The sequence below is a fragment of the Nocardia sp. XZ_19_369 genome, from assembly GCF_015355715.1.
GTDB lineage: Bacteria > Actinomycetota > Actinomycetes > Mycobacteriales > Mycobacteriaceae > Nocardia.
In genome coordinates this window covers 165,364-190,959 of record NZ_JACVED010000003.1, presented here as the reverse complement: position 1 = coordinate 190,959, position 25,596 = coordinate 165,364, and the positions used below count along the sequence as shown (strand labels likewise).

Sequence of the window (25,596 nt, the reverse complement as noted above, 5' to 3'; positions counted from 1 at the left end):
GACTTTCGGCCTTCAACAGCGCTTTTGCGCGCTCGCACCGGCCTGCGGACGTGCGAGTAGGACGCACATCACGTCGACCGTTGCCCGTCGGCGGCCGGTGCGGGCAGTCACCGGTCGCCGCGGAGAGTTACCAGTCGCCGATAGCTCCGGCCCGTTCGACGCCACGGTCGACCAGGTCGATGATTTCCTGCGCGTTATCGGGCGCCGACATCCGCAAGCCGTCCAACGAGTTCACCCGCGCGGCCAGCGAGATGCTCGACATCATCCACACGCTGTCGCAGGTGAGCAGGTCGGCGGTGAACAGCGACTTGTAGATACATTCCCACCCCGCCTTCTCCGCCTCGGCGAACAGCGCGCGCTGGGTGACACCCGGCAGCACACCGTTCTTGGCGGGCGGGGTGATCAGTTGCTTGTCCCGCGCGATCACCACGGACGAGCGCGGACCCTCCAGCACCCGGTTCTCGGTGCTGGTGAAGATCACGTCGTCGGCACCCATCCGCGCCGCGAACCGCAGCGCCGCCATGTTGGACGCGTAGGACAGCGTCTTGGCGCCGAGCAGCTGCCACGGCGCGGCCTGCGCCAGGTCGATCGAGATGCCGCGGGACAGCGTCACCACCGCGACACCGTCGGTCCGCGCCTTCTGCACGCGATCCGGCACGGGTAGCACGAGCACGTACGCGGTGGGCACCGGAACGGCGGCGGCGAGATCGCCGGTCGTCACCTTCTCGGTCACGCCCGATAGCTCGGAGTCACGCCCCCGCGTGAGCACCAGCCGCATGACCCCTTCGCGGTCTGCACCCCACTCCTTCGCGGCCCGCTCGACCGCCTCCCGCCACCGCCCCAGTTCGGGCTCGGGCAGATCCAGCGCCTGCGCCGACCGGCGCAGCCGGCCTAGATGAAACTCGATCGCACACGCGTTGCCCGCGCGCACCAGAACTGTTTCGAAAATACCGTCGCCCCGCAATACGCCGATATCGTCCGCATACAACAACGGCGCGTCCGGATCCCGGACAGCGCCGTCGAGTGAGACAAGAACCCGATCTACCATGCGTCGAGAGTAGGCGGTGTTGCTAGGTCTCGCCTATGTCACGGCAGACTTCGCGGCATCTTTTACAAGCTGCCGCCCGAGGTTCACCCGGACGCTGCGCACTCGCCGTCATGAAGGTCTCCGAACGGGCTCGCGCGCACTCCCCCACCGCCCCGGTTCGGGCACCCGACTCCGGGCCCGCCTACAGTGGAAACGTGTCCGTGGTCGTTGCGCCCAGCCCCATCCTCGCTGTTTCGGGAGCCGTCGCGGGAGCGCCGGGTTCGCCCGATGCCGCCGTCGCGTGGCACTACGGTGACCCGCTCGGTGAACAACGCGCCGCCGTCCAGCACGCGGCGGTCGTCGATCGCTCGCACCGTTTCGTCCTGACCATCACCGGCGCCGAGCGGTTGACCTGGCTGCACACCATCAGCAGCCAGCACATCGCCGCACTGGGCGACGGGCAGTCGGCGGAGAACCTGGACCTCGATCTCAACGGCCGGGTGCTGAACCATTTCGTGCTCACCGAGCTGGACAACACGGTCTGGATCGACACCGAGGGCGACCGCGGCCCCGCGCTGCTGGAGTTCCTGCGGAAGATGGTCTTCTGGGCCGACGCCAAGCCGGTGGAGTCCGAGTACACGGTGCTGAGCCTGCTCGGCTCCAAGGCCGCCGAGGTGATCGCGGCCGTCGGCGTCGCGACCCTGCCCGGCACCTACGAGGCAGTGCCGCTGGCCGACGGCGGTTTCCTGCGGCGCATGCCGTGGCCCACCGCCGACTCCTTCGATCTGCTGATCCCCCGCGACCGGCTCGCCGAGTGGTGGACCCGCCTGACCGAGGCCGGCGCCGAACCGGCGGGCATGTGGGCGTTCGAGGCGCTGCGCGTCGCCGCCGTGCGACCCCGCATCGGCCTGGACACCGACGAGCGCACCATCCCGCACGAGGCCCGCTGGATCGGCGGGGCCGCCGAGTACGGCGCCGTGCACCTGGACAAGGGCTGCTACCGAGGCCAGGAGACGGTGGCGCGGGTACACAACCTCGGCAAGCCGCCGCGGCACCTGGTGCTGCTGCACCTGGACGGTTCGGCCGACGAGCGCCCCACCACCGGCGACGACATCACCGCGGGCGGCCGCACCATCGGCCGCTTGGGCACCGTCATCGACCACTACGAACTCGGCCCCATCGCGCTTGCCCTGATCAAACGCACCGTCCCGGCGGACACCGCGCTGACGGCCGGAACGACCGCCGCGGCCATCGATCCCGACTCCGTCCCCAGGGACGACGAACCGCAGGCGGGCAGGCTCGCCGTCGATCGGCTCCGCGGCCGCTGACCCGCCATGGCCATCGAATACCGCAGGGGCGCAAAGCCCCGCGTCGCCCGCTGGGCACCAGCCGAGCGACCCCATCCCGCCTTCCGGCATATCGCCGACCCCCGACCAGGTGACGAGAGGAAGTGACTGTGCGACCAGGTGATACCGGCCGGGTGCTGGCCGTCTGCGTGGTGCACGCCGACCTCGACGTGCCGGGCCGCGTCGGCAAATCCGCGATCGACAAGCGGCCGAGGCCGGGCCGGGTGCCGGTGCGCGCGCTCGGGCTCGACGGCGATCACGTCTGCGACGTCAAGCATCACGGCGGTGTGCACCAGGCCGTCTATGCCTACGCCGACGAAGACGCTCGGCGCTGGGCCGACGAACTGGATCGGGACTTGCCCGCGGGCTGGTTCGGCGAGAACCTGCGCATCGAGGGACTCGCGGTCAGCGACGCGGTGGTCGGCGCGCGGTGGACCATCGGCGACACGCTGCTCGAGGTGAGCGCGCCGCGGGTGCCGTGCGCCACCTTCCAGCACTGGGCCGGGGAAGCCAAGTGGGTCAAGCGATTCGCGCTGCGCAGCGACACCGGCGCCTACCTGCGGGTGCTGACCGAAGGCACGATCGGCGCGGGCGACCCGGTGTCGGTGGTGCACGTGCCGGACCACGGCATCACCGTGCGCGACGTCTTCACCGGCGCCGACCCGGACCGGCTCGCGTTCCTCGCGGCCGCGGAGCCGACCCTCTCCGACGACATCCGCATGCAGATCGAACGCCATGCCCGCAGGCAGGTCAGCGCCGACCGCGCGGCCCGGCAGCGCGCCGAGCAACCAGCAGATCCGGCCACCCGACGTGGCGCCGAACTCGACACGGGAGCACAACTGTGAGTGTGGAACTGGTCGAAGTAGTCCGCTCCGGATTCCGCGAGTGCGTACACCGCGGCTCGGCGGTCATCCTCGATCCCGACGGCGAGCCGACGCTCACCCTCGGCGAGGTGCATCTGCCGATCTTCCCGCGCTCCACCAACAAGCCCATGCAGGCGATCACCTTGCTGCGCCACGGGTTCGAGCCCGTCGACGATGCCGAGCTCGCCATCGCGACCGCCTCGCACTACGGCGAACCCGATCATGTCGCGCTGGTGCGCAGGCTGCTCGACCGCTTCGGCTTCGACGAGAAGTCGCTGGAGTGCCCGCCGGATCTGCCGGTCGACGACAAGGCGCGCGCGGCCGTGCTTTCGGGTTCGCAGGGATCTCGGCGCATCTACATGAACTGTTCGGGCAAGCACGCCGCGATGCTGGCGACCTGTGCGATCAACGGCTGGCCGACCGAGGGCTACCTAGACGAGGGCCACCCGCTGCAGCAGGCGGTGATCGCCACCGTCGCCGATCTCACCGGCGAACCCGAGACCGATCTCGGCATCGATGGCTGTGGCCTGCCGATCATTCCGGTGTCGCTGGTGAACCTGGCCCGGGTGTTCGCGACCATGGCGACCGCCGCGCCCGACGCGCCGGAGCGCCGCGTCGCCGACGCCATCCGCGCCCATCCGCGAGTGATTTCCGGCACCAACGCCCCCGATTTATTGACCATGCAGGCCACCCCGGGACTGGTCTGCAAGATCGGCGCGGACGGTGTGCACGCGGGCGCGCTGCCCGACGGCACCGCGTTCGCATACAAGATCGACGACGGTAGCGACCGTGCTCGAATGCCCCTGACGCTGGCCATTTTGCACCGGATCGGGATCGACTGGACCGACGCGCACGCCGAGCTCGCGGCACCCCCGGTGCTCGGCGGCGGGGCCAGGGTCGGCGTGATCCGGGCGATCCCCGGGGTGCTCTAGCCGGACGGTCCGAGGGCGACAACCGGGCAAACGGAACCACTTCGGCGGCTCTTCAGCCACTCCTGGAAGCGGGACGGCCGGACACACGCTAAAGTGTCTGTCAGGAAGAGTATTAATTCGAACGGGGCCGCCAACCAAACCCCAGGCCGCCCCGCAGTGACGCGAGGGGGTCAGCCATGGGCCGTGGCCGGGCTAAGGCAAAGCAGACCAAGGTCGCACGCGAGCTGAAGTACAGCAGCCCGCCGAGCGACTTCGCGAGCCTTCAGCGCGAGCTTTCGGGAAGCCCCCACTCTCAACGGAGTGGTGTGCTGTCCGATGAGCACGACGCGGACAAGTCCTCATCCACCTGGGAAGAGGACGACTACGACGACTGGCGCCGCTGACTCGGAGCAACGTCTGAAAGGGGAGGACAGCGTTCCTCCCCTTTCAGACGTTGCCGCGCGTTGACGGATACCGCCGAAAAGGCTTACAACGCACCAGCGTCCCGCATCTGAGCGATGCGGGACGCTGGTTTGTGTTTGCGTGAAGCTCAGAACCGTGGGTGTTCGCCGACCAGGACGGCGCGCAGGGCGTCGGAATCCTTGGCCTTCTTGACGGTGCCCAGGGTCCAGCACTCGATGTGCCGGGCGGTGAGCACGGCCAGGGCGCGGTCGACGTCCTCGGGGGCGACGATGGCGACCATGCCGACGCCCATGTTGAAGGTCTTCTCCATCTCGACCCGCTCGACTCGGCCGCGCTGCGCGATCATCTTGAACACCGGCGCCGGATTCCAGGTGCCGCGGTCGAGCTCGGCCACCATGCCCGCGGGCAGCACCCGGCCCAGGTTGGCGGCCAGGCCGCCGCCGGTGACGTGGGCGAAGGTGCGCACGTCGGTCTCGGCGATCAGCGCGAGGCAGTCCTTGGCGTAGATCCGGGTCGGCTCGAGCAGTTCCTCGCCGAGCGTGCGGCCGAACTCCTCGACGTGGCCGGTGAGCGACATCCGGTCGATGTCGAGCAGCACCTTGCGGGCCAGGCTGTAGCCGTTGGAGTGCAGGCCGGAGGAGCCCATCGCGATCACCACGTCGCCGGGGCGCACCCGGTCCGGGCCGAGCACCGCGTCGGCCTCGACCACGCCGACGCCGGTCGCGGACAGGTCGTAGTCGTCCGGGTCCATCAGGCCCGGGTGCTCGGCGGTCTCGCCGCCCAGCAGCGCGCAGCCGGCCCGTACACAGCCCTCGGCGATGCCGGAGACCAGTTCGGCGACCTTCTCCGGCACGACCTTGCCGATGGCGATGTAGTCCTGCAGGAACAGCGGCTCGGCACCGCATACGACGAGGTCGTCGACGACCATCGCGACCAGGTCGAGGCCGACGGTGTCGTGCTTGTCCATCGCCTGCGCTACCGCGATCTTGGTGCCGACCCCGTCGGTGGACGCGGCGAGCAGCGGTTCCCGGTAGCCACCCTTGAGCGCGAACAGCCCGGCGAACCCGCCGAGGCCACCCTGCACCTCGGGTCGGCTCGCCTTCTTCGCCAATGGCCCGAACAACTCGACTGCGCGGTCACCTGCCTCGATATCCACGCCTGCCGCGGCGTAAGAGGCACCACCACTGGGGGTCTGTTCAGTCATTTTCGGGGAAAGCTCCAAACCGAATCGGCGGATAGATGCCTGCTCACGCTACCGGAACCGGATAACGACCTCGCAGCTGTCCCGCCGCTGATCCGCCTCTACGCGTATTTTGCCGGTCGGCAGCGTCGTGGGACTTGACAACCGGACCGGCGGGAGGTTGCTCGTCGGGTGTCGGACTTACCCGACGAGCAACCCGAGTACCTACGAGATCACTTGTCGCGTCACGTGATCTCGGTCGCGAACAATGCCGCGCTCTCCGCCCGGCGCCTGCGCTGCTCCACCGGATCCGGCACCGGCACCGCGGCGACCAGGCGCTGGGTGTACTCCTCGGTCGGTGCGCGCAGGATGCGATCGCGATCGCCCTGCTCCACCACCGCACCGTTGCGCAGCACCACGATCCGGTCGGCCAGCTGGTCGACCACCGCGAGATCGTGGCTGATGAACAGGCAGGCCCACCCGCATTCGCGCTGCAGCTGACCGAACAGCTCCAGCACCGCGGCCTGCACGGAGACGTCGAGCGCACTGGTCGGCTCGTCGGCGACCAGCAGATCCGGATCCAGGACCAGCGCCCTGGCCAGGCTGGCGCGCTGGCGCTGACCGCCGGACAGCTCGTGCGGATACCTGCGCTCGGTGCCTGCGGGCAGCTGCACGTCGTCGAGCAGTTTGCGCACCCGCGCCTTGATCTCCGCGGCGCTGCCCATCTTGTGCACGAGCAGCGGCTCGGCGACGCACTCACCGACGGTGAGCCGCGGATTCAGCGAACTGGCCGGATCCTGGAACACGAAGCCGAAGCGCCGCCGGATCGGCCGCAGCTTGCGCCCGGACAGACCCGCGATGTCCTGTCCGCGCACCTTCACCACGCCCGAGGTCGGGCGTTGCAACGCGGCGACACAGCGGCCGATGGTCGACTTGCCCGAGCCGGATTCGCCCACCAGGCCCAGGGTTTCGCCGGGTCCGATGCGCAGATTCACCTCGTCGACCGCGCGGAACGGCGGCCGCCCGAACGAGCCGGGGAACTCTACGACCAGATCGCACACCTCGAGCACCGGCTCGGCGGTCGCGGCCACCTCTTCGGCCGGACCGTGCGCCAGCTGCTCGGTGCCCAGGTGCGGGACGGCGGCGAGCAGCGCCCGGGTGTACTCCTTTTTCGGGCTCGCGAACAGCTCGTCCACCGGCGCCTGCTCGACCACCCGGCCGTTGCGCATCACCACGACGCGGTCGGCCAGGTCGGCCACCACACCCATGTTGTGGGTGATCAGCACGATGGCGCTGCCGATCCGGTCGCGCAGGTCGCGCAGCAGTTCGAGGATCTCGGCCTGCACCGTCACGTCGAGCGCGGTGGTCGGCTCGTCGGCGATGATCACCTTCGGCTCGCAGGCGATGGCGATGGCGATCACCACGCGCTGCTTCTGCCCGCCGGAGAGCTGGTGCGGGTAGAAGTTGACCCGATGCTCCGGGTCGGGCAGCCCGACCAGCCGGAGCAGTTCGACGGCGCGGGCCTTCGCGTCCTTCTTGCTCATCTGCGAGTGCGCGCGCAGCGCCTCGCCGATCTGGAAGCCGACGGTGAACAGCGGGTCGAGCGCGAGGCCCGGCTCCTGGAACACCATCGAGATCGCACCACCGCGCAGCGCGGTGAGCTGGCGCTCGTTCATCGAGGTGATGGTCTCGGTGCCGAGGGTGACCAGACCGCGCACCCGTGCGGTCTGCGGTAGCAGACCCATCGCGGTGCGCGAGCTGACCGACTTGCCCGAACCGGACTCCCCGACGATGGCGAGCACCTCGCCGGGGTACACCTCGTAGGAGACGTCGGAGACCGCGTAGACGGGTCCGGCGTCGGTGGCGAAGGTGACCGAGAGCGACTCGATGGACAGCGCAGGCTGCCCGCGATCGACGGCCACCGCGGGGGTGGTCATGGTGTCTCCTTCCCGGCAGTACCGTCATTGACCAAATCGACGTTCTTGCTGTCGGTTTCGGTGTCGGCGGCACGGTCGAGTTCGGCCGGGTCGGCGACTTCGATGCCCGCGACGGTGATGGCGTCGCCCGGCGCCGAGTCGACCGAGCGCCGGGTACGCAGGATCGGGTTGAGCACCTCGTTGAGGCTCTCGCCGACCAGGGTCATGCCGAGCACCACGAGCACGATGGCGAAACCGGGGAAGATACCGGTCCACCAGATGCCGTTGGAGACGTCGGACAGCGCCTTGTTCAGGTCGTAACCCCACTCGGCGGCCTGGGTCGGCTCGATGCCGAATCCCAGGAAGCCGAGCCCGGCCAGCGTGAGGATGGCCTCGGACCCGTTGAGGGTGACGATCACCGGCAGCGACTGGGTGACGTTGGCGAAGATGTGCCGGAACAGGATTCGCGTGGTGGACGCGCCGGTCACCCGGGCGGCATCCACGTACGGTTCGTTCTTCACCGCGATGGTCGCGTTGCGCACCACCCGAAAGTATTGCGGCACAAAGACGGCCGTGATGGCCACCGCCGCGGACAGCACGCCACCCAAACTGGTGGACCGGCCACCCGCGACCACGATGGACACCACGATCGCCAGCAGCAGCGTCGGGAACGCGTACATCGCGTCCATGAACAGCACGAGCACGCGGTCCAGCCAGCGCCCGACATAGCCGGACAGCAAGCCGAGCGGCACCCCGACGAACAGCGAGAGCACCAGCGAGATCGCGATGACGAACAGCGCGGTCCTTGCGCCGAAGATCACCCGGGAGAACACGTCCTCGCCGCGGACCGAGGTACCGAACCAGTGCTCGGCCGACGGTGCCTGCTGCCGCGCGAAATCGACTCCGTCAGCGGCGCTTTGGGCGAAGCCGTAGGGCGCGATGAGCGGAGCGAAGATAGCCGCGAGCACGAAGAACCCGACCAGGCTCAGCCCGAAGATCAACGTCACCCGCTGCAAGCCTGCGGTCATCGAGAACAAGCGCAGACCGGGTATCCCCCGGCGCGCCTTCACGGGCACCGGCGGCGCGATGACCGGTTCGTTCAGCAATTCCGGTGCGGTCATCAGAACCTCACCCTCGGATCAATCAGTGCCACAAGGGCATCCACCAGGAAGCTCATCACCGCGACGACCAGCGCGATGAACGCGACGATGCCCTGCACGGCGATGAAGTCACGCGCCGACAGATACGTCGCGAGCTGATAACCCAGGCCCTTCCATTCGAAGGTGGTCTCGGTCAGCACGGCACCGCCGAGCATCATCGCGATCTGCATGCCCATCACCGTGACGATCGGAATCATCGCGTTGCGGAAGGCATGCCGGCCGGTGACCACCCGCTGCGACAGACCACGCGCCCGCGCGGCGTCCACATAGTCGGCCCGCAGGGTCTGGATCAGGTTGATCCGCACCAGCCGCAGGAAGATGCCCGCCGTGAGCAGCCCGAGCGCGATCGCCGGCAGCACAGCGTGTTTCAGCACGTCGAGCAGGTAACCCATGTCGCCGTAGAGGATTCCGTCGATCAGCATGATGTTGGTCTTCGGCGAGACGTGCTGCAGCTGCAGCTCGACATTGGTGCTGGCCCGGCCCGCCACCGGCAGCCAGCCCAGCTGCACCGCGAAGACCAGCTTCAGCAGCAGACCGACGAAGAACACCGGCGCCGCGTAGGCCAGGATCGCGAACAGCCGCAGACCGGTGTCGGTCGGCGAATCACGCCGGGTCGCCGCGTATCTGCCGAGCGGAATGCCGACCGCGAAGGCCACGATCAGCGCCCAGAACATCAGCTCCAGCGAGGCGGCGCCGTAGGTCATCACCACTTCGCTGATCTGCCGATTGTCTTGCGACTTACCGAAATCCCCGCTCAGCAGGCCGGTGATGTACTCCCAGTACTGCGACAGGATGGGCCGGTTCAGCCCGGCCGCCTCCTTGCGAACCTCGATCTGCTCCTGGGTCATCCGCCCACCCATGGCCGCACTGATCGGGTCGCCGGCCACGCGCATCAGGAAGAACACGACGGTGACCAGGATCCACGCGGTCACCGGGATCAACATCAATCGCACACCCAAGTAGCGCAGCAGGGCGAGCTGGCGCGAATCGCCGCCGCCCTTCCGTGCTCGTGGCACGCCGAAGCGCCGGGCCCGGGCCGGCGCTGGCTTCGTTTCTGGAGCAGCTGTCGTCCCGGGCCCGGCTTCGCCGGATGTCACTTGCTCAGCACCGTGTAACGGAACTTGAACGACGCGTCGAGAGTCTGCTCCACTCCCTGCACGTTCTTACCCGAGACGGCGATCTGCTTGCCGGACAACAGCGGAACGATCGGCAGGTGGTTCTGTGCCAGATCCTGCTGCACGTTCTCGAGGATCTCCATCCGCTTGGTCTTGTCGCGTTCGGTGATCTGGGCGATCAGCTGCGCGGTGACGCCGGGATTCTCGAAGTGCGACTGCAGGAAGTTGTTCGGACCGAAGAACGGGGTCAGGTAGTTGTCCGGGTCCGGAAAGTCCGGGAACCAGCCGAAGTGATAGAGCGGGTACGAATCGCGCGCCCGTTCCCGCTGGTAGCTCACCCATTCGGTGGACTGCAGGTTCACCCGGAACAGCCCGCTGGCCTCCAGCTGCGACTTGATCGAGGCGTACTCCTCGGAGCTGCTCGAACCGTAGTGGTCCGGGTTGTACTGCAGGTTCAGCTCGACCGGCGTCGCGACACCCGCGTCGGCGAGGAACTTGGCGGCCTTGTCCTTGCTCGGATCGGCGCCGTAGATGTCCTTGAACGGCTCCGTCGCGCCCGGAACACCCTGCGGCACCGACGAATACGCCGGCGTGTAGGTGTTCTTGTAGATGTTCTTGGCCAGCGCGGCCCGGTCCACCGTGGAGGCGAGCGCCTTCCGCACCGCCAGCTTCTGCTCCGGAGTGCCGCCCGGCATGGTGTTCATGTTGAACACGATGTAGCGCAGCTCGCCACCGGGACCCTCGTGCACGGTGACCTTGCTGTCGCCGCGCAGCGACTCGATGTCGGTCGGCGTCAGCGACCGGTAGGCCACGTCGAGCGACCCGTTCTGCAGGTCGAGCTTCATGTTGTCGGTGGTGGCGTAGTACTTCGTCGAGACGGTCTTGGTCTTCGGGGTGCCGAGGATCCCGTTGTAATCCGGGTTCGCCTTGTACTCGACCAGCTTGTTCTTGTCGTAGCTCGCGATGGTGTACGGGCCGGAGTAGCCCTTGTTCTTCACCACGTCCTCGTCGGCCATCACCTTGTCCGGCGAGTACACCTTCTCGTCGACGATCGGCCCGGCCTGGGTCGGCAGGATCGCCGGGAAGGTCTGGTCGTTGGCGACCTTCAGCGTGAAGTTCACCGTGCGATCGTCCGGGGCCTCGGTCTTCTCGAGGTTGCCGAGCAGCGAGGCGGGCCCGTTCGGGTCATTGATCTTGACCATGCGGTCGAAGGAGAACTTGACGCTCTTGGCGGTCAACGGGTTTCCGTTGGCGAACTTCAGGCCCGGCTTCATGGTGCAGCTGTACACCGTCGGGGTGGTGAACTCGCACTTCTCCGCCGCGTCCGGCTTCGGCGTCGCGTCGCCGGGCGCGAAGTTCAGCACGTACTGGTAGAACTGCGTCTCCGCGACCAGCGAGCCGTTGTCGTAGGCGGCTACCGGGTCGAGCGAGAAGATTTTGTCCGTGGTGCCGGCCAGCAAGCCGCCACCGTCACCACCATCACCGGTCCGGCCGGAACCGCAGCCTGCCAATGACGACGCCACCAGCGTCGCCAGGCCGACGGCCGCGATAGTTCGCGTCCGGGTCCGGCCCCCAGGTGTTCTAGAAACCAACATCAGGGCCCCACTTCTCGAGCGCCGCACCGCGCTGTCCTGGATCGCAGGACAGGTGCGGACGCAATGAACTTCCGATCTGACGGGCACCGTACCCACGAACCATTTCCGGCACGTTGCGTTTTCACAGAAAAAATCACCGGGCCGTTAGCAGGCGTTGCAAATAGTGCACCGAGGGGGCCAGATCACCGGACGAATGTCCAGGAACGCACTGGATCGCCCGTGCGGGCGTCTCGAAGACGCCACGGCACGCAGCCGGACAGTTGCAGCCGTTTACCGCGACGCGCGAAATCGACTCGCCGTGTGCGCGGCGCGAAATGGGCGCGTTTCGGTGCACCGGATGGTGGTTCGTACCAACGAGAAGAGACCGGCTCGAGATAGGCGGTTGGGTGTCGCAGTTACCGACAACGCGGCAGCACGAGGGCTGCGGAAAGAGTGATCCGGCGGGAGGCGGACCGACGACGGAAGCCCCCACGGCAGACGGCCGACCACGACGGCACAGCGGGAATCACCAGTTCGAGGTGGAGCTTCATCACGCAAGGCGCCGGCCCGGACTTCCCGGGCCGCCCAAGCCCTACGGACGACTCAGCGCACTCGCATTCGCGTTCTCGCCCAGCAGCAGCGCCTCCGGCTGCCCGGTGAGCATGCCTTCGAGCACGTTCTTGCCGATGGCCGCCTCGGTGGGCAGTGCGATCGGGTAGTTGCCGTCGAAGCAGGCGCAGCACAGCCGCGAGCGGGGCTGCTCGGTGGCGGCGATCATGCCCTCGGTGGAGATGTAGCCGAGGGTGTCCGCGCCGATGGAACGGCGCACGCCCTCCACCATCTCGTCGAAGCTGCCTTCGGCGCCGGACCCGTTGGCGATCAGTTCGGCGGGCGAGGCGAAGTCGATGCCGTAGAAGCACGGCCATTTGACCGGCGGCGAGGCGATCCGGACGTGGATCTCCAGCGCGCCCGCTTCGCGCAGCATGCGGATGAGCGCGCGCTGGGTGTTGCCGCGGACGATCGAGTCGTCCACCACGATGAGCCGCTTGCCACGAATGACCTCGCGCAGCGGGTTGAGTTTCAGTCGGATGCCGAGCTGACGGATGGTCTGGCTCGGCTGGATGAAGGTGCGCCCGACGTAGGCGTTCTTCATCAGGCCTTGGCCGTAGGGGACGCCCGAACCTTGGGCGTAGCCGACCGCGGCCGGGGTGCCGGATTCGGGCACCGGGATCACCAGATCCGCGTCGACCGGATGCTCCTTGGCGAGCAGGCGCCCGATCTCGACGCGGGTGGCGTGCACCGAGCGGCCCGAGATGGTGCTGTCCGGCCTGGCCAGGTAGACGAACTCGAAGACGCAGCCCTTGGGTTCCGGATTGGCGAAGCGCATCGAGCGCACGCCGTCGGCGTCGATCGCCAGCAGTTCGCCGGGCTCGATCTCCCGGACGAAGGCCGCACCGACGATGTCGAGTGCTGCGGTTTCGCTGGCAACAACCCAGCCACGGTCCAGCCTGCCCAGGCACAGCGGGCGGACGCCGTGCGGGTCACGCGCGGCGTAGAGCGTGTGCTCGTCCATGAAGGTCAAGCAGAACGCGCCCTTCAGCGTCGGCAGCAGTTCCATCGCCGCCTGCTCGATGCTGGAGTCGGCGGAGGCGTGCGCCAGCAGCGCGGTGATCACATCGGAGTCCGACGTCGCGGCGATCGGCTGCGGGCGGCCGTTGGCCACCGTCGCCCCGATGAGCCCGAGTTCCCTTGCGCGGCCTGCCAATTCGGCGGTGTTGACGAGATTGCCGTTGTGGCCCAAGGCAAGTCCGGAACCCACCGAGGTGGTCCGGAAGATCGGCTGGGCATTTTCCCAGGTCACGCCGCCGGTGGTGGAGTAGCGGCAATGCCCGACGGCGATGTGGCCCGGCATGGCGGCCAGCGTCTGCTCGTCGAACACCTGGCTGACCAAGCCGAGATCCTTGAAGACCAAGATCTGCGAACCGTCGGATACCGCGATGCCCGCCGCCTCCTGTCCGCGGTGTTGCAGCGCGTACAAGCCGTAGTACGTGAGCTTCGCCACGTCCTCGCTCGGCGCCCAGACTCCGAACACGCCACACTCTTCGCGTGGCTCGTTCTCGTCCTGATCGGGGGTGGCGGAAGTAGCGTCAACCGGCAGTTCGGCGTTGGTCACCGTTTGCTCCCTGTTCGGGCGGGCTGGGGGCACGTTTCATTCTACGGGTGAAACTTCGATCGCGATCACCGCCACCGCATACCAGTAGCAATCCGGCGTGGCGCAGCGGCCGGGGAATTCGGCGACGGTAGCTGTTACGGTGCGATCCGTGACGACTACCGACAGCGCGGGTTCAGGCAGCGGGGCGGGATCGAACACCGGGGGCACCGCGCCGCAGCGCAGGCCATGGGCACGGCTGGTGCTGTTTCCCATCGGCGTGCTGACGCTGCTGACGGCGTTGCTCGGCATCATGTATCTGGATTACGTCGTCGATCCGGAGAAGAATCTGCACGATTTCCCCATCGCCCTGGTGAACCAAGATGTGGGCGATGTCATCAAAAAGGCCGACAGCCAGCAGCAGGTGAATTTCGGTAACCAGATCACCGACGCGCTGGAGAAGGGCGTTCCTGCGGACAAGGTCGACCTGCGGGTGATCAGCATCAGCGAGGCCGAGCGGCAGATGCAGTCCGGCGAGGTCTACGGCGCGCTGGTCATCCCGAGCGACTTCAGCAAGCGCCTCGGCATCCTCGGTGTCGGCAGCGTGATTCCCGGTGACATGGAACGCCCGATCATCACCCTGCAGACCAACCCGCGCACCGGCGCGTTCGGCACCCAGATCGTGCTGCGGGTAGGCAACCAGGCGCTGACCGAGGTGAACAAGCAGGTCGGCAAGCAGCTCACCGATCAGGTGACCGAGCAGCTGAAACCGCAGGCCGGTGCGCCGCCCGGGCCCGAGCTGTCCGGCGCGGCCCGGGTCGCGCTCGCCGATCCGGTGAAAGTGGTTGTCCAGCAGTACCATCCGCTGCCCGACGGCACCGGCCAAGGGCTGAGCGCGTTCTTCTACGCACTGCTGTTGCTGCTCGCCGGGGTGGTCGGCGCGATGGTCATCCACACCATGATCGACGCCCAGCTCGGCTTCATCCCGACCGAGTACGGGCCGTGGTACGTGCACTATCCGCCGACGCCCATCTCCCGCTTCCGCACCCTGCTGATCAAGTGGGGCGTGATGGTGGTGACCGCGAACATCGTCTCGGCGGTCTTCCTGATCGTCGGCAAAATCCTGGACATGCCGATCGATCATCCGCTGGCGCTGTTCCTCTACAGCGCACTCGCGATGATCGCCGTCGGCGTCACCGGTCTGTCCACGCTGGCCGCGATCGGCTCGGCGGGGCTGCTGGTGAACCTGATCCTGTTCATCATTCTGGGCCTGCCCTCCTCCGGCGGCACCGTGCCGATCGAGGCGACGCCGCAGTACTTCGGCTGGCTGGCCTCCTTCGAACCGATGCACCAGGTGTTCCTGGGTATCCGCGCCATCCTCTACTTCGACGCCAACTTCGAAGCGGGCCTGGCCCGCGGCGTCTGGATGGCCGTGGCCGGCCTCGCGATCGGCTTGGCCTTCGGCGCCATCATCACCCGCTTCTACGACCACAAGGGCCTGCACCGCAGCAACCGCGTCGCCGCCTGAGCAGGGCGGATCCGCGCTCGCTGCGGCCCCCTGGAGCGAGTGCGGATCCCACGAAGGAATGCAGCGATCAGCCTTCGGCTAGACGGGCGATCGGGAGCCAGCGGGCGACTTCGGTCGCCCGGCTGCCCGAGGCCGTAAGCGTGCCGGAGTCGAGGGCGGTGGCGAAGTCCAGCAGGCCGGTGGCCAGCAGCAGCCAGGTGCGCGGGTCGGTTTCGACGACGTTCGGCGGGGTGCCTCGGGTGTGCCGAGGACCTTCGATGCATTGCACCGCGACGAACGGCGGGACCCGCACCTCCACCGAGTGCCCGGGGGCTGCGGCCGCCAAAGTGCGCGCGGTCGTGCGGACCGCCGCCGCGAGTTCGGTGCGCGCGGGCGCGTCCACCGAGTCGTCCCGCAGCCACGCACTCACCGCATCCACCGCCGACCGCAGCTCGGCCGGACTCACCGCTTGTCGAGCCACGTAGCCGAGATTACCGGTCGAGTCCGCGGCGGATGGCGCGCTCCACCGGCGAGTACGCGCCGTCCGGGCGATCCAGTACGCAGGGGCCGCGCGACAGCAACGGCGGCTGCGCCAGAAAACGCGCCGACGTGCCCCGATGTCGTTGCGCGGCATGCACCAGGAAGGGGTGGCAGAGGTAGACGTCGCCGGCCCGGCCGGTGGCCACGGCCTCGGGTAGATCGGCGGTCGCCTGCGCGTACGGGATCAGCGCGAGGTCCGCACCCGCCTCCCCGAACGGTGCCAGCAGGGCGGGCACCCGCAGGTGCGACCCGACCCGGATGCGGGTCGGCGCGTCGTCGACACCGATATCGGAGAACAGGAACAGCATCAACAGGGCACGCCCTTGCGACCACAGATTCACCCGCCAGGTGAAGTAGTCGGTGGGGTCCTCACCCGGGAAACTGACATCGATATGCCAGCCGCCGTCACCGGGCGGCCCGCCCACCGGAAAGCGAACCGGGAAGGTGCCCAGGCTGTTTCGCGGCAGCCAGCGGCCTCGGCCGACGAGCTGATCGAACGCCGCCGTCAAGGCGGGCGCGGTGGCGGCGCGCGCGAACGGTTCGTCGGCGAAGTCGCCGAGCCGGATCACCGGCTGCGTCCAGGTCGAGCGGTCGTCGGGTTCGCAGCCGGTCGCACGCCACAGAATCGCCCGGCCCGCAGCCGCCACTTCACTCGGAAACGCCTGCTCCAGTTTGACGAAGCCATCGGTGATGAAGGATTCGATCTGCGTGTCGTCGAGCATGAGGTCCTTTCGTCGCCCCAACGATGGCCGAGCGCGGGCACGTATCGCCACCGATTTTTGTCCCGCCGCGGCGGCATCCCGGAGCGGCCGACCTGAACGCGCTCGCCTGCGGAGACCAGGCGAAACGTGGAAATGCTTGCGCGGCTGCGCTGCCCCGATCGTCGACGTCTCGGCAAGGCCGCATGCGGCGAATACGCTGCATCGGTGATTGTGCAGGAAGACCAGTTCGCCGCAGCCTTGGCTCGGGCTATCGCCGAAGACCTGAAAGTGCATCCGCCCGCCGGTGCGCTCGTGCGCATCGTGATCCGCTGGTTCGAGGAAGACAACCCGCTGAACTTCGGCGTCCATGTGCTCGACTCCGCGCAACGAGCCGACGTTGCGGCGGAAGACGCGTGGTATCCCCTGGAGTGGGCGAACCTCGAAGACGAAGGTGCGCGATTCGAGCGTCTCTCCGAACATCCCGACGTGCAGCGGACCGGAGCAGCACTCGCCGCCGCGTACCAGGCGGGCACCGTGGAACCGGTCGGCGACGACGCATGGCTGCCGGCCCCGGCCATCCTCGACGCCGTCCGCCGTCTCCCCGCGGAACTACAGGCGGCGGGACTACCGCTCGACGATGACTTCGCGGCGGCGGCAGCACATTTCGAGGGCATGGGACCACTCGCCGTGCTCCAGCAGCTCGCCGCCCCGCACGTTCTTGCCGCTTTGGCGGCACGCGGCGAGCTGCCGACCGAATAGCACTCGGGGTGCCGGCGCCGCTACTCACCGGTTTCGAGACGACCCGCCGCACTCACCCGTGCGCGAATCGCGCAAAGGCTTGCGCCACTGAGCCGCTCGCTTCTACTGTAAGTAAGTAGTTACTTACAGGAGTGCGGATGGCTGATTCGACGCGGGAACGAGTCATGGCGGCGGCGCTGCGGCTGTTCGGCGAGCAGGGTTTCGCGCGGACCACCGTGACGCAGATCGAGCAGGCCGCGGGGCTCTCGGGCGGTTCGGGGGCGATGTACCGGCATTTCCGGTCCAAGGACGAGTTGCTGGTCGAGGCGGTGCGGTCGAAGCTGACCGAGCGGGGCGAATGGGCGTCGCTTCTCGACCCGGACTTCTCCGTGCTGGCCTGGCTCGATTCGCTGGAGCCGCAGGGCTCCACGGTCGACAAGCTGACCATGCTGTGCCGGATGGGGCTGGCCAGGCTCGAGCACGACCGCGATGTGAACCGAATCCTGATGCGGGACAACTCGATCGGGACCGATGTGCTCGAGGTGTTCCGCCGCGAGGAGTACCTGGTCTTCGTCTCGGCGGTACTGCGCGGACTGATGGAGCTCACCGATCCGCAACGGCAGGAACAGGATTGGGAGGCCGCCGCGGCGGTGGTCGTCGGCGCGGTCGCGCACTACTGGCTGATCAGTGACACCTTCGGCGGCGAACACCCCACCGCGGTCGGCCCGGACCGCTATCTGCGCTCCATCGCCGAGATGGTCGTCGCCCGACTGGGGTGGACCGGCACACAGGGAGAGGGAACAGCATGAAAACACACGTCACGGTGATCGGCGGCGGCCTGGCCGGCCTGACCGCGGCCATCGCACTGGCCGAGGCGGGCGCGGCGGTGCGCCTGTACGAGGCACACCACACGCTGGGCGGCCGCGGCCGGGCCACCGCGCCGCCGTATGTCGCCCACGACGGTGCGCATGTCTTCTACGCCGACGGCCCGCACTACACGTGGCTGAAGGAGCACGGCTTCGTCAACGATCTGGGTTGGCCCCGCCCCGGGGACTGGGCGCGGGCGGGTTTCCGGGTCGACGGCCGGGTACGCGCGCTGCCGCCGATCGGCATGCTGCGTGCCCAGGCCCGCGGCAGGCTGCGGGCCCCGGTCGATCAGGACTTCCGCGGCTGGGCCTCGGCTCGCTGGGGCGAGGTCACCGCCGAGCAACTGGCCAACGCGATCAGCGTGGCGACCTATGACGCCGACACCGGCCGCCTGTCCGCGGCCTTCGTATGGGATTTGTTCCAGCGTGTCTTCGGGCCGAATATTCCTGCGGTGCGCTGGGTACGCGGCGGCTGGCAGCGCGTCATCGGCCGAATGGCCGAGCGCGCAACAGAACTCGGCGTCACCATCGAGACCGGCGCGCGGGTAGATCAGCTGCCGACCGACGGGCCGGTGCTGGTCGCCACCGAATTGAGCTCCGCCAGAATGCTGCTCGGCGACGACAGCCTCCAGTGGACCAGCGGCCAGTGCGCCCTGCTCGACATCGCGGTCACCGCGTCGCGCGCCGACCGGACCCTGGTGTTCGATCTGGACGAGGGCGGGTTCCACGAGAGCTACACCATGCAGGACGACACCATCGCGCCGCCGGGTGAATCGCTGTTCCAGCTCCAAATGCCCACCCGCACCGGCGAATCCCCCGGCGACACGCAACTGCGGCTGGGCCGGTTCGCCGACACCGTCCTGCCCGGTTGGCGTGACCGCACCACATTCCACCGCACCGGGGCCGCGAAGGGCCGCACCGGCGCACTCGATCTACCCGGTCAGACCTGGCGCGACCGGCCCGCCATCGACCGCGGCAACGACGTCTACCTGATCGGCGACCAAGTCGCCGCCCCCGGGATGCGTGGCGAAATCGCGATCAACAGCGCGCTGCAAGCGGCCCACCGAGCGGCGAGATCGGCCACGAAGACCGGGGCTTGACCACCGGGGGCACGCCGAAAGGGCCGGGTTATGGCCCGGCCCTTCGGTTTCGGATTGATCAGACGGACTGCTTCGGGGTGGCGCGCATACCTACGTAGCAGACCTCGGTGCCGTCTGCGAGGGTGGCGAAGACGACGGGCATGTAGTCCTCGCTGAACGACGGGCCCGCACCGGACGCGGCGAACACCGTCTCGGCGACCGGGGTGAGGTCCATACTCAGCGGCGGGGACATGTCCTTCATCTCGTCCACGAATTCGTAGAGCATGTGCGCGGAGCCGTCGTCGCGCTTGCTGACCGTGACCACGACGCCCGCGCGGCGGTAGGTGCCGACGAACGGTGGGACGTCCACCTGGACCGGCGGATCCGCGGGCGCGAAGGGCTCCGGCATCTGCACCCCGGCCAGTTCGGCGAGCAGTTCCCGGAACAGCGCGGCGTAAAGCTGGCGTGCGCCACCACCATTGGTGAGCAGAGCGACGGCGACACCCGCCTCGGGGATGGCTCGCAGGTAGGCGTACTGGCCGATCGCGGCGCCGTCGTGACCGAAGCCCTTGATGCCGTCCCAGTCGTACAGGGTCCAGCCCAGGCCCCAGCCGTCCGCGCTGACGGTCCACTTGTCCGGCACGTCGACCTCGCGCTGCTGCATCGCCGCAACGATTTCCGGCGACATCACCGCGGTGCCGTCGGCGGCGCGGCCCCCCTCGAGGTGCATCCGGGCGAACCGCACCATGTCCCCCGCGGAGCTGATGACCCGGGCCGCGGGCGCGACCGAACGCGGCATGATGTCCCACTGCGGCGCCGGATCCGGGTACCGACCAGGCTCGCCCAGGTGGCTCATCGCGACGCGGAACCGCAGGGCCTGCTCCGGCAACGTCATCAGATGGTCGAGACCCAGCGGGGTGGCGAGCAGGTCCTGCACGGCCTCGTCGAAGGTCTTGCCGGTCAGCACCTCGATGACCCGGCCGAGCACCACGAAACCCAGTCCGCCGTAGGACGTCCCGGACCCCGGCTTGCAGTCGAGCGCCACTTCCCTTGCAGCCCGGACATACTCGGCGAGGCAGTTGTCACCGCGGCCGCCGTCGTAGTTGAAGTCGTTGGTCACGCCGCCGGTGTGGCTGAGCAACTGCCGGACGGTGATGGTCTCGGTAGCTTCCTCGTCCGGGGTGGCGAACTCGGGCAGCACGTCGACGACGGGTGCGTCGAGGTCGAGCTTGCCCTGGTCGACCAGTCGCATGATCATCGTGGCGGTGTAGACCTTGGCGACCGAGCCGCAGAGGAACACCGAGTCGGGGGTGACCTCCACACCGGTACCGCGATGCAGGACGCCGCTGGCGAGCTCGTAGACCTTGCCGTCGACCAGGATCGCCAGCGCCGCACCCGGCACGTGGTGGGTGGCCCGGAGTTCGTCGAGGCGCCGCTGCCAGCGCGCAACTGAGAAATCCCGTCCGGTCGAATCGGTGCTGCCCCAGTCGCCCTGCGCCTTCCAGTCACCCTCGGTGCCCCAGCTCACGGTGTTCGACATTGCGCTCTCCTGCTCTGAATCCTGTCGGCATGTACGCCGTTCTCCTGTTGCGAACACTGTACGCACAACGGAACACTGTGCGCAAGTGCGCATGGCGTTCTTCGATACCCGCCTCGTAAGCAGTCGGAGGGTTATGCAGACGTCATGTGCGGCGAGGAAGGAGCTGGCCCGCCGACGGCAGGTACCCGGATGTGTTGAGCCGGTTTACTTTTCGGCAGGACCGATCAGCCGAGCCAGGCGAGGCGCGACAGCGCCACCCACATTGGTGGCCAGATGCAGCATGGCCGGCGCCGTGACGCTTCCGGTGCGGCGGCGCAACCAGCCGAGCGCGAAACCACCCGTAGCCGTGGCGACCACGGTGACCGGAACGCTGTCACCCGCGGCACGGGCCGGGTGCACATGCCAGAGCCCGAAGGTCAACGCACCGAGCACCGATCCGGCACGAGCACCGAAGACGTTGTCCAGCAACGGCTCCAAGGTGGCGCGAAAGATCATCTCTTCGCCGTAGACGGTGCCGATCGGGATATGCACCATGATCCATTCGGCGTCGTCGACCTCCGGCCCGCGATCGATGAACTCGCGCAGCCCTTTCCGCACCGAGGGAATCGCTAGGACCACCCCGTAACCGGCGGCGACCAGCGCAGCGGACACAGCTCCGTATCGAAACCCCTTCGCAGAGAACCATTTCGGCTCACCACGGAAAGCAACGGCATAGGCGGTGGCGAATCCGGCATTGGCGGCGGTCCTGCCGCGCACACCGAGCCTGAGCCCGGGCAGCACCCAGTTGCTCCACGCCAGCGGAATTGCCACGGCGACAACAGTTTCCGTAACTCTACTCACTTGATCTTCCGCTCGAAGTCCTCGGTGGCCTCGATCTCGGCCCTGATCCGGTCGGACATGCCCGCGTTCCAGTCCGGCGGCGCGGCGATGGCCGCCCACCCGTCGAGCACCAGGCTGCCGTAGCGATGCCCGTGCCCGTCGGTGACGCCCTGCGCATTGGTGAGGTCGGCGGCGACCTGCCAGAAGGTGACGAACGGCCACCAGCGCATCTGTGAGGAGACGTCCGCGCCGCGCGGCTCGGACAGCCAATCCGGTTGGGAGAAGATCAGATCCGTGGACCACCAGACGATCGGATCCGACGCGTGCTGCAGATAGGCGATCCGCGGCGGCCGCCACTCGGTGGACGGTCGCGCGAGATCGGCACTGTCGGAGGCGAATCGCACCACCAGCCCGTCGGCGTACACCGGCTGGACCTCCCGCGAACCGGGGTCGCGCCGCGAAACGAACTGCTGCCATAGTCGATTCGAGTTCGGCGGTCCCACCCACAGCGCGCCGTCCACCTTCGTCCGCAGATCGGCCAGCCCGTCGAAAGCGGCCTCGGAGCCCTGCGAACCCAGGCTCTCCCCGTACACCAGCAGCTTGGGGCGCTGCTCCCGCGGCCGCGCGCTCCAGTGCCGGTAGATCGCGTCGAACATGGCCCGGCCCGCGGTCATCGCCTTCCCACGGTCCGCCAGGAACGACAGCACGCTGGGCAGATACGAATACTGCGAGGCGACGATCGCGCTGTCCCCCCCGTACATGTACTCGATCGCGCCCGCCGCCATGGCGTTCACCCAGCCGGTGCCGGTGGTCGTCATCACCACGAGCACCTGCCGATCGAACGCGCCGGTGCGCTCGAGTTCCGCGGCGGCCAGTTCCGCCGGATCCTCTTCTCCCTTAGCCGATTCCAGCCCCACGTAGGCGCGGATCGGTTCGCGGGCCGGCTTGCCGGTGACCTCGCCGATCTTGCTCGCGGTCGGCCCGTGCGAGACGAACCATCGCCCCTCGTACCCGAGGGTCTCCCATTTCGCCAGCGAGGCGGGGCTGCCCGAGCGTTCGGGCTGCACCGGCTGGATCGCGTTCGCCGAGGTGTGGTCGTTGCGCACGCTGAACGCGGAGTTGGCCACGGCGAAGAACGCGCGCGAGGCCACGCCGTTGAAGATGGTCACGGCCAGCAGGACGAGCACGAGGAACCCGGCGGCGGGCGCCAGCTCGCGCGGCACCCGCACCCACTGGTTGAGCAGGCGGGCGAAGAACCGGATGATCTCGCGCACCGTCCGATACACCGAGACCACCGCCACGCCGACCGCCAGACTCAGCAGACCCGTGCGCAGGTAGGCGGGCGTCGTGGTGCCTTCCATGCCCATCAACGCGGTGATCTCGCGCTGCCAGCGCGCCGACTGGACCAGCATCAGCGCCGCACTCAGCGCGGCGGTGAACAGGATCGCGGACTTCACCGCATAACGCACCCAGGTCGGCGGTGGCGGAATCCTGGTCAGCCGCGGCCGCACCCACAGCCGGAACAGCCACTCCAGCACGCAGCCGACGCCATACCCGAGCGCGGCGTTGATCCCGCTGATCAGGCCCTGGAACAGCCAGTCACGCGGCAGCAGCGACGGCGTCACCGACAGGGCGAAGAACACCGTCGCGACGACCAGCCCGGCATAGTTCAGATCGATGATGTCTTCCGCGCGCCGCACGATGACGACGCCGCGCGCACGCAGCTTCGTCATGGTGGAGGCGGGCACGAGCACGGGACTCAGCGCGCGCGGACTTCGGGCGCGGGCGGGTCCGTTGCGATCATCACCGCAACAGTATGGCGGGCGACCCACGGATATTTCTGACACGGTGGGCCGAGGCGGTGTTGCCGCCGGGCAGCCTGGTCGGCCGACTGCGAAGATCGGCTGCGCAACGCGACGCCGTCACAGCGTCACCGACCGCGATCGGCAACTACCCAGACCGCTCGAGTAGTTGTACGCGGTTGCGCGCGTGCGCGTGTCGGCAGACTTCCTAGCTATGAGCACTCCCAACGCACAGTCGAAGACCACCTCGGCCTTCATCGCGCAGGCCGCGATCGCGTTCGGTGTCAGCTTTCTCGGGGCGGGCATCGGAATCTGTTATCTCCCACTGGACATGTGGCAGCGCGGCTTCCTCGCGATGTCGCTGCTGTTCCTGGTGACCAGCACCTTCACCTTGGCGAAGGTGGTGCGTGACCAGCACGAGGCCGCGACCGTACACGGTCGCATCGATCAGGCACGGTTGGAAAAGCTGCTCGCAGAGCACGATCCGTTCAACACCGTGACCTGACGACGCGCCTGGGCGGGCCTTGTGCACGAGGGGTCCCGGCCCGCCCAGGACCGCGTCTTATTTCAGCGAGCGTTCGCGAACCGCCGACGCTTCCAAGTAGTTTCGGATCCGATCCGAGAGCTCCGCCGACCAGTCCGGCGGCTCGGCGAGCGCGGCCCAGGCATCGAGCACCAGCGTGCCGTAGCGATGCCCGTGCCCGTCGTTGACGCCTTGCGCGTTCGGCAGATCCGCGGCCACCTGCCAGAAGGTGACGATCGGATACCACGCCATGGTCGGCGACACATCGGCGCCGCGCGGCTCGCGCAGCCAATCCGGTTCGGTGAACAGCAGATCCGGCGACCACCAGATCACCGGATCGGACGCGTGCTGCAGATAGGCGATGCGCGGGGTGAGCCAGGTGCTCGACGGCCGCCACAGGTCGCCGCGGCCGTCGGCGAACCGCACCACCAGACCGTCGGCGTAGGTCGGCAACACCTCGGGTGAGCCCGGATCGCGACGGGTCACGAATTCGCGCCACAGCCGGTTCGAGTTGGGCGGCCCGACCCACAGCACCCCGTCGGATTTGGTCCGCAGATCCGACAGTCCGGTGAACGCGCCCTCCGAGCCCTGCGAGCCGAGGCTCTCCCCGTAGACGAGCAGTTTCGGCCGCGCCTGCGCCGGCCGCGCCGACCAGTGCTCATACACCTTGTCGAACACCAGCTTTCCCATCCGCGTCGCCTTCTCCTTGTCCGAGAGGAACGACAGCACGCTGGGCAGATACGAGTACTGGGTGGCGACGATCGCGGTGTCGCCGCCGTACATCAGCTCGACGGATTCGGCGCTGGTGGAGTCGACCCAGCCGGTGCCCGTCGTGGTCACCACGACCAGCGCTTTGCGGTCGAAGGCGCCGGTGCGCTCCAGTTCGGCGGCGGCCAGTTCGGCCTGCGCCTCCGGTCCGTCCGCCGATTCCAGGCCGGTGTACACCCGGATGGGCTCGCGCGCGGGTTTGCCGGTGACCCTGGCGATATCGTCGGCGCTCGGCACGTAGGAGACGAACCAGCGGCCCTCCGAGCCGAGGGTCTCCCACTTGGCCAGCGAGTTCGGACTGCCGGACCGTTCCGGCAGCTGCGGCTGGGTGGCATTGGGCGAGGTGTGGCCGTTGCGCACGCTGAACGCCGAATTCGCCGCCGCGAAAAAGGCTTTGGCCAGCACTCCGTTGAACAGCGTGACGGCGAGGATGGTGACGATCAGGGCACCGATCGGCAATGCGAACTGGCGCGGAATGTGCACTCGCGCGGTCAATTCGCCCGCGACCCACCGGATCAGCCACCGGACGGCGCGGAACACCCCGATCACCAGCGCGATCACGGCGGCACTCAGCGCGCCGGTGCGCAGGAAGCCCGTGGTCGTGATGTCGTCCATGCCCATCAGCGCGGTGATCTCGCGCTGCCACCGGGCCGACTGCACCAGCATCACGATCGCGACGACCACGCAGCCGAGCAGCACGGCCACCTTGATCGCAGCCGGCAACCAGGTGGGCAGATCGGCCAATACCTTTGTCACCGAGATGGGTAGCCGCACCCGCGGCCGAATCCACCTGCGGTACGCCCACTCCAGCAGACACCCGACGCCGTAGCCGATGGCCGCGTTGACCCCGCCGATGAGCCCTTCGAACAGCCAATCGCGCGGCAGCAGCGACGGTGTCAGCGACAGCGAGAAGAAGAGCGTGGCAATGACCACCCCGAACAGCGAAAACGACAACTGATTTCGCACGAACATGGGTAACTCACCGGGTACCGGCTGACTAAGCCGGTACCCAGCCGCCGGTCGCCGACGCTCCTCGCTCCGCACCTAAG

Annotated in this window: 22 protein-coding genes; 9 read left to right on the top strand and 13 right to left on the bottom strand. The window is 68.2% G+C overall.

Annotation, left to right across the window (positions count from 1 at the left end; translation table 11 throughout):
* Positions 1 to 127: 127 nt before the first annotated feature.
* Positions 128 to 1,048 carry an aminodeoxychorismate lyase gene (locus IBX18_RS12555; protein ID WP_135234634.1) on the bottom strand — a complete coding sequence of 307 codons (921 nt, stop codon included), beginning with the start codon at positions 1,046 to 1,048 and terminating at the stop codon, positions 128 to 130.
* A gap of 194 nt (positions 1,049 to 1,242) precedes the next feature.
* Between IBX18_RS12555 and IBX18_RS12550 the strand changes: the two genes are divergently transcribed.
* From IBX18_RS12550 to IBX18_RS12535, 4 genes are all read left to right on the top strand, one after another.
* Complete coding sequence (locus tag IBX18_RS12550) at positions 1,243 to 2,355, top strand: folate-binding protein (protein ID WP_306796242.1); 1,113 nt, start codon at positions 1,243 to 1,245, stop codon at positions 2,353 to 2,355.
* A gap of 122 nt (positions 2,356 to 2,477) precedes the next feature.
* Positions 2,478 to 3,218, top strand: a complete 741-nt coding sequence (locus IBX18_RS12545; protein ID WP_373889185.1) for an MOSC domain-containing protein — start codon at positions 2,478 to 2,480, stop codon at positions 3,216 to 3,218.
* The gene (locus IBX18_RS12540; RefSeq protein WP_135234632.1) at positions 3,215 to 4,168 is read left to right on the top strand and encodes an asparaginase; all 954 of its coding nucleotides are present in this window, start codon (positions 3,215 to 3,217) and stop codon (positions 4,166 to 4,168) included. Before IBX18_RS12545 ends, IBX18_RS12540 begins: the two co-directional genes overlap by 4 nt.
* A 176-nt stretch (positions 4,169 to 4,344) precedes the next feature.
* Positions 4,345 to 4,551, top strand: a complete 207-nt coding sequence (locus IBX18_RS12535; RefSeq protein ID WP_194833905.1) for a DUF3073 domain-containing protein — start codon at positions 4,345 to 4,347, stop codon at positions 4,549 to 4,551.
* 146 nt (positions 4,552 to 4,697) lie between these two features.
* Here IBX18_RS12535 and purM read toward each other — a convergent pair whose 3' ends face one another.
* The 6 genes from purM to purF all read right to left on the bottom strand — a co-directional run bounded on the left by purM (position 4,698) and on the right by purF (position 13,688).
* Positions 4,698 to 5,774 carry a phosphoribosylformylglycinamidine cyclo-ligase gene (gene purM, locus IBX18_RS12530; protein WP_107653981.1) on the bottom strand — a complete coding sequence of 359 codons (1,077 nt, stop codon included), beginning with the start codon at positions 5,772 to 5,774 and terminating at the stop codon, positions 4,698 to 4,700.
* Positions 5,775 to 5,995: 221 nt separating this feature from the next.
* On the bottom strand, positions 5,996 to 7,672 hold the full coding sequence (locus IBX18_RS12525) for an ABC transporter ATP-binding protein (protein ID WP_373889191.1): 1,677 nt from the start codon (positions 7,670 to 7,672) through the stop codon (positions 5,996 to 5,998).
* Between the two features lie 11 nt (positions 7,673 to 7,683).
* Positions 7,684 to 8,694, bottom strand: coding sequence for an ABC transporter permease (locus IBX18_RS12520; RefSeq protein ID WP_228541039.1), 1,011 nt, complete (start codon positions 8,692 to 8,694; stop codon positions 7,684 to 7,686).
* A 92-nt stretch (positions 8,695 to 8,786) separates the two neighbouring features.
* Positions 8,787 to 9,797 carry an ABC transporter permease gene (locus IBX18_RS12515; RefSeq protein ID WP_255528054.1) on the bottom strand — a complete coding sequence of 337 codons (1,011 nt, stop codon included), beginning with the start codon at positions 9,795 to 9,797 and terminating at the stop codon, positions 8,787 to 8,789.
* 122 nt (positions 9,798 to 9,919) lie between these two features.
* Positions 9,920 to 11,536: an ABC transporter substrate-binding protein gene (locus tag IBX18_RS12510; protein WP_228540900.1), complete on the bottom strand. Its 1,617-nt coding sequence runs from the start codon at positions 11,534 to 11,536 to the stop codon at positions 9,920 to 9,922.
* A 571-nt stretch (positions 11,537 to 12,107) separates the two neighbouring features.
* Positions 12,108 to 13,688 carry an amidophosphoribosyltransferase gene (gene purF / locus IBX18_RS12505; protein ID WP_135234629.1) on the bottom strand — a complete coding sequence of 527 codons (1,581 nt, stop codon included), beginning with the start codon at positions 13,686 to 13,688 and terminating at the stop codon, positions 12,108 to 12,110.
* Between the two features lie 235 nt (positions 13,689 to 13,923).
* On the opposite strand from purF, the gene IBX18_RS12500 reads away from it, so the two are divergent.
* Entirely contained in the window at positions 13,924 to 15,192 is a 1,269-nt protein-coding gene (locus IBX18_RS12500; RefSeq protein ID WP_194834319.1) for a YhgE/Pip domain-containing protein, read from the top strand.
* Positions 15,193 to 15,259: 67 nt separating this feature from the next.
* Here the strand turns inward: IBX18_RS12500 and IBX18_RS12495 are convergent, their stop codons facing one another.
* Together IBX18_RS12495 and IBX18_RS12490 are read right to left on the bottom strand one after the other, a co-directional pair.
* Positions 15,260 to 15,652, bottom strand: coding sequence for a sterol carrier family protein (locus tag IBX18_RS12495; protein WP_194833903.1), 393 nt, complete (start codon positions 15,650 to 15,652; stop codon positions 15,260 to 15,262).
* 10 nt (positions 15,653 to 15,662) lie between these two features.
* Positions 15,663 to 16,433: a phytanoyl-CoA dioxygenase family protein gene (locus IBX18_RS12490; RefSeq protein ID WP_194833902.1), complete on the bottom strand. Its 771-nt coding sequence runs from the start codon at positions 16,431 to 16,433 to the stop codon at positions 15,663 to 15,665.
* Positions 16,434 to 16,637: 204 nt separating this feature from the next.
* On the opposite strand from IBX18_RS12490, the gene IBX18_RS12485 reads away from it, so the two are divergent.
* From IBX18_RS12485 to IBX18_RS12475, 3 genes are all read left to right on the top strand, one after another.
* Positions 16,638 to 17,171 carry a hypothetical protein gene (locus IBX18_RS12485; protein WP_194833901.1) on the top strand — a complete coding sequence of 178 codons (534 nt, stop codon included), beginning with the start codon at positions 16,638 to 16,640 and terminating at the stop codon, positions 17,169 to 17,171.
* Between the two features lie 137 nt (positions 17,172 to 17,308).
* Positions 17,309 to 17,959, top strand: coding sequence for a TetR/AcrR family transcriptional regulator (locus IBX18_RS12480; protein WP_194833900.1), 651 nt, complete (start codon positions 17,309 to 17,311; stop codon positions 17,957 to 17,959).
* Positions 17,956 to 19,116, top strand: a complete 1,161-nt coding sequence (locus IBX18_RS12475) for an FAD-dependent oxidoreductase (protein WP_194833899.1) — start codon at positions 17,956 to 17,958, stop codon at positions 19,114 to 19,116. The genes IBX18_RS12480 and IBX18_RS12475 overlap by 4 nt, the downstream gene beginning before the upstream one ends.
* A 58-nt stretch (positions 19,117 to 19,174) precedes the next feature.
* Here IBX18_RS12475 and IBX18_RS12470 read toward each other — a convergent pair whose 3' ends face one another.
* The 3 genes from IBX18_RS12470 to IBX18_RS12460 all read right to left on the bottom strand — a co-directional run bounded on the left by IBX18_RS12470 (position 19,175) and on the right by IBX18_RS12460 (position 23,187).
* On the bottom strand, positions 19,175 to 20,635 hold the full coding sequence (locus tag IBX18_RS12470; RefSeq protein WP_194833898.1) for a serine hydrolase: 1,461 nt from the start codon (positions 20,633 to 20,635) through the stop codon (positions 19,175 to 19,177).
* Positions 20,636 to 20,839: 204 nt separating this feature from the next.
* Positions 20,840 to 21,445: a CPBP family intramembrane glutamic endopeptidase gene (locus IBX18_RS12465; RefSeq protein ID WP_306796240.1), complete on the bottom strand. Its 606-nt coding sequence runs from the start codon at positions 21,443 to 21,445 to the stop codon at positions 20,840 to 20,842.
* Positions 21,446 to 21,471: 26 nt separating this feature from the next.
* Positions 21,472 to 23,187 carry an alpha/beta-hydrolase family protein gene (locus IBX18_RS12460; protein WP_194834318.1) on the bottom strand — a complete coding sequence of 572 codons (1,716 nt, stop codon included), beginning with the start codon at positions 23,185 to 23,187 and terminating at the stop codon, positions 21,472 to 21,474.
* 283 nt (positions 23,188 to 23,470) lie between these two features.
* On the opposite strand from IBX18_RS12460, the gene IBX18_RS12455 reads away from it, so the two are divergent.
* The gene (locus IBX18_RS12455) at positions 23,471 to 23,761 is read left to right on the top strand and encodes a YiaA/YiaB family inner membrane protein (RefSeq protein WP_107653970.1); all 291 of its coding nucleotides are present in this window, start codon (positions 23,471 to 23,473) and stop codon (positions 23,759 to 23,761) included.
* 57 nt (positions 23,762 to 23,818) lie between these two features.
* Here IBX18_RS12455 and IBX18_RS12450 read toward each other — a convergent pair whose 3' ends face one another.
* Positions 23,819 to 25,519, bottom strand: a complete 1,701-nt coding sequence (locus IBX18_RS12450) for an alpha/beta-hydrolase family protein (protein ID WP_194833896.1) — start codon at positions 25,517 to 25,519, stop codon at positions 23,819 to 23,821.
* Positions 25,520 to 25,596: the final 77 nt, after the last annotated feature.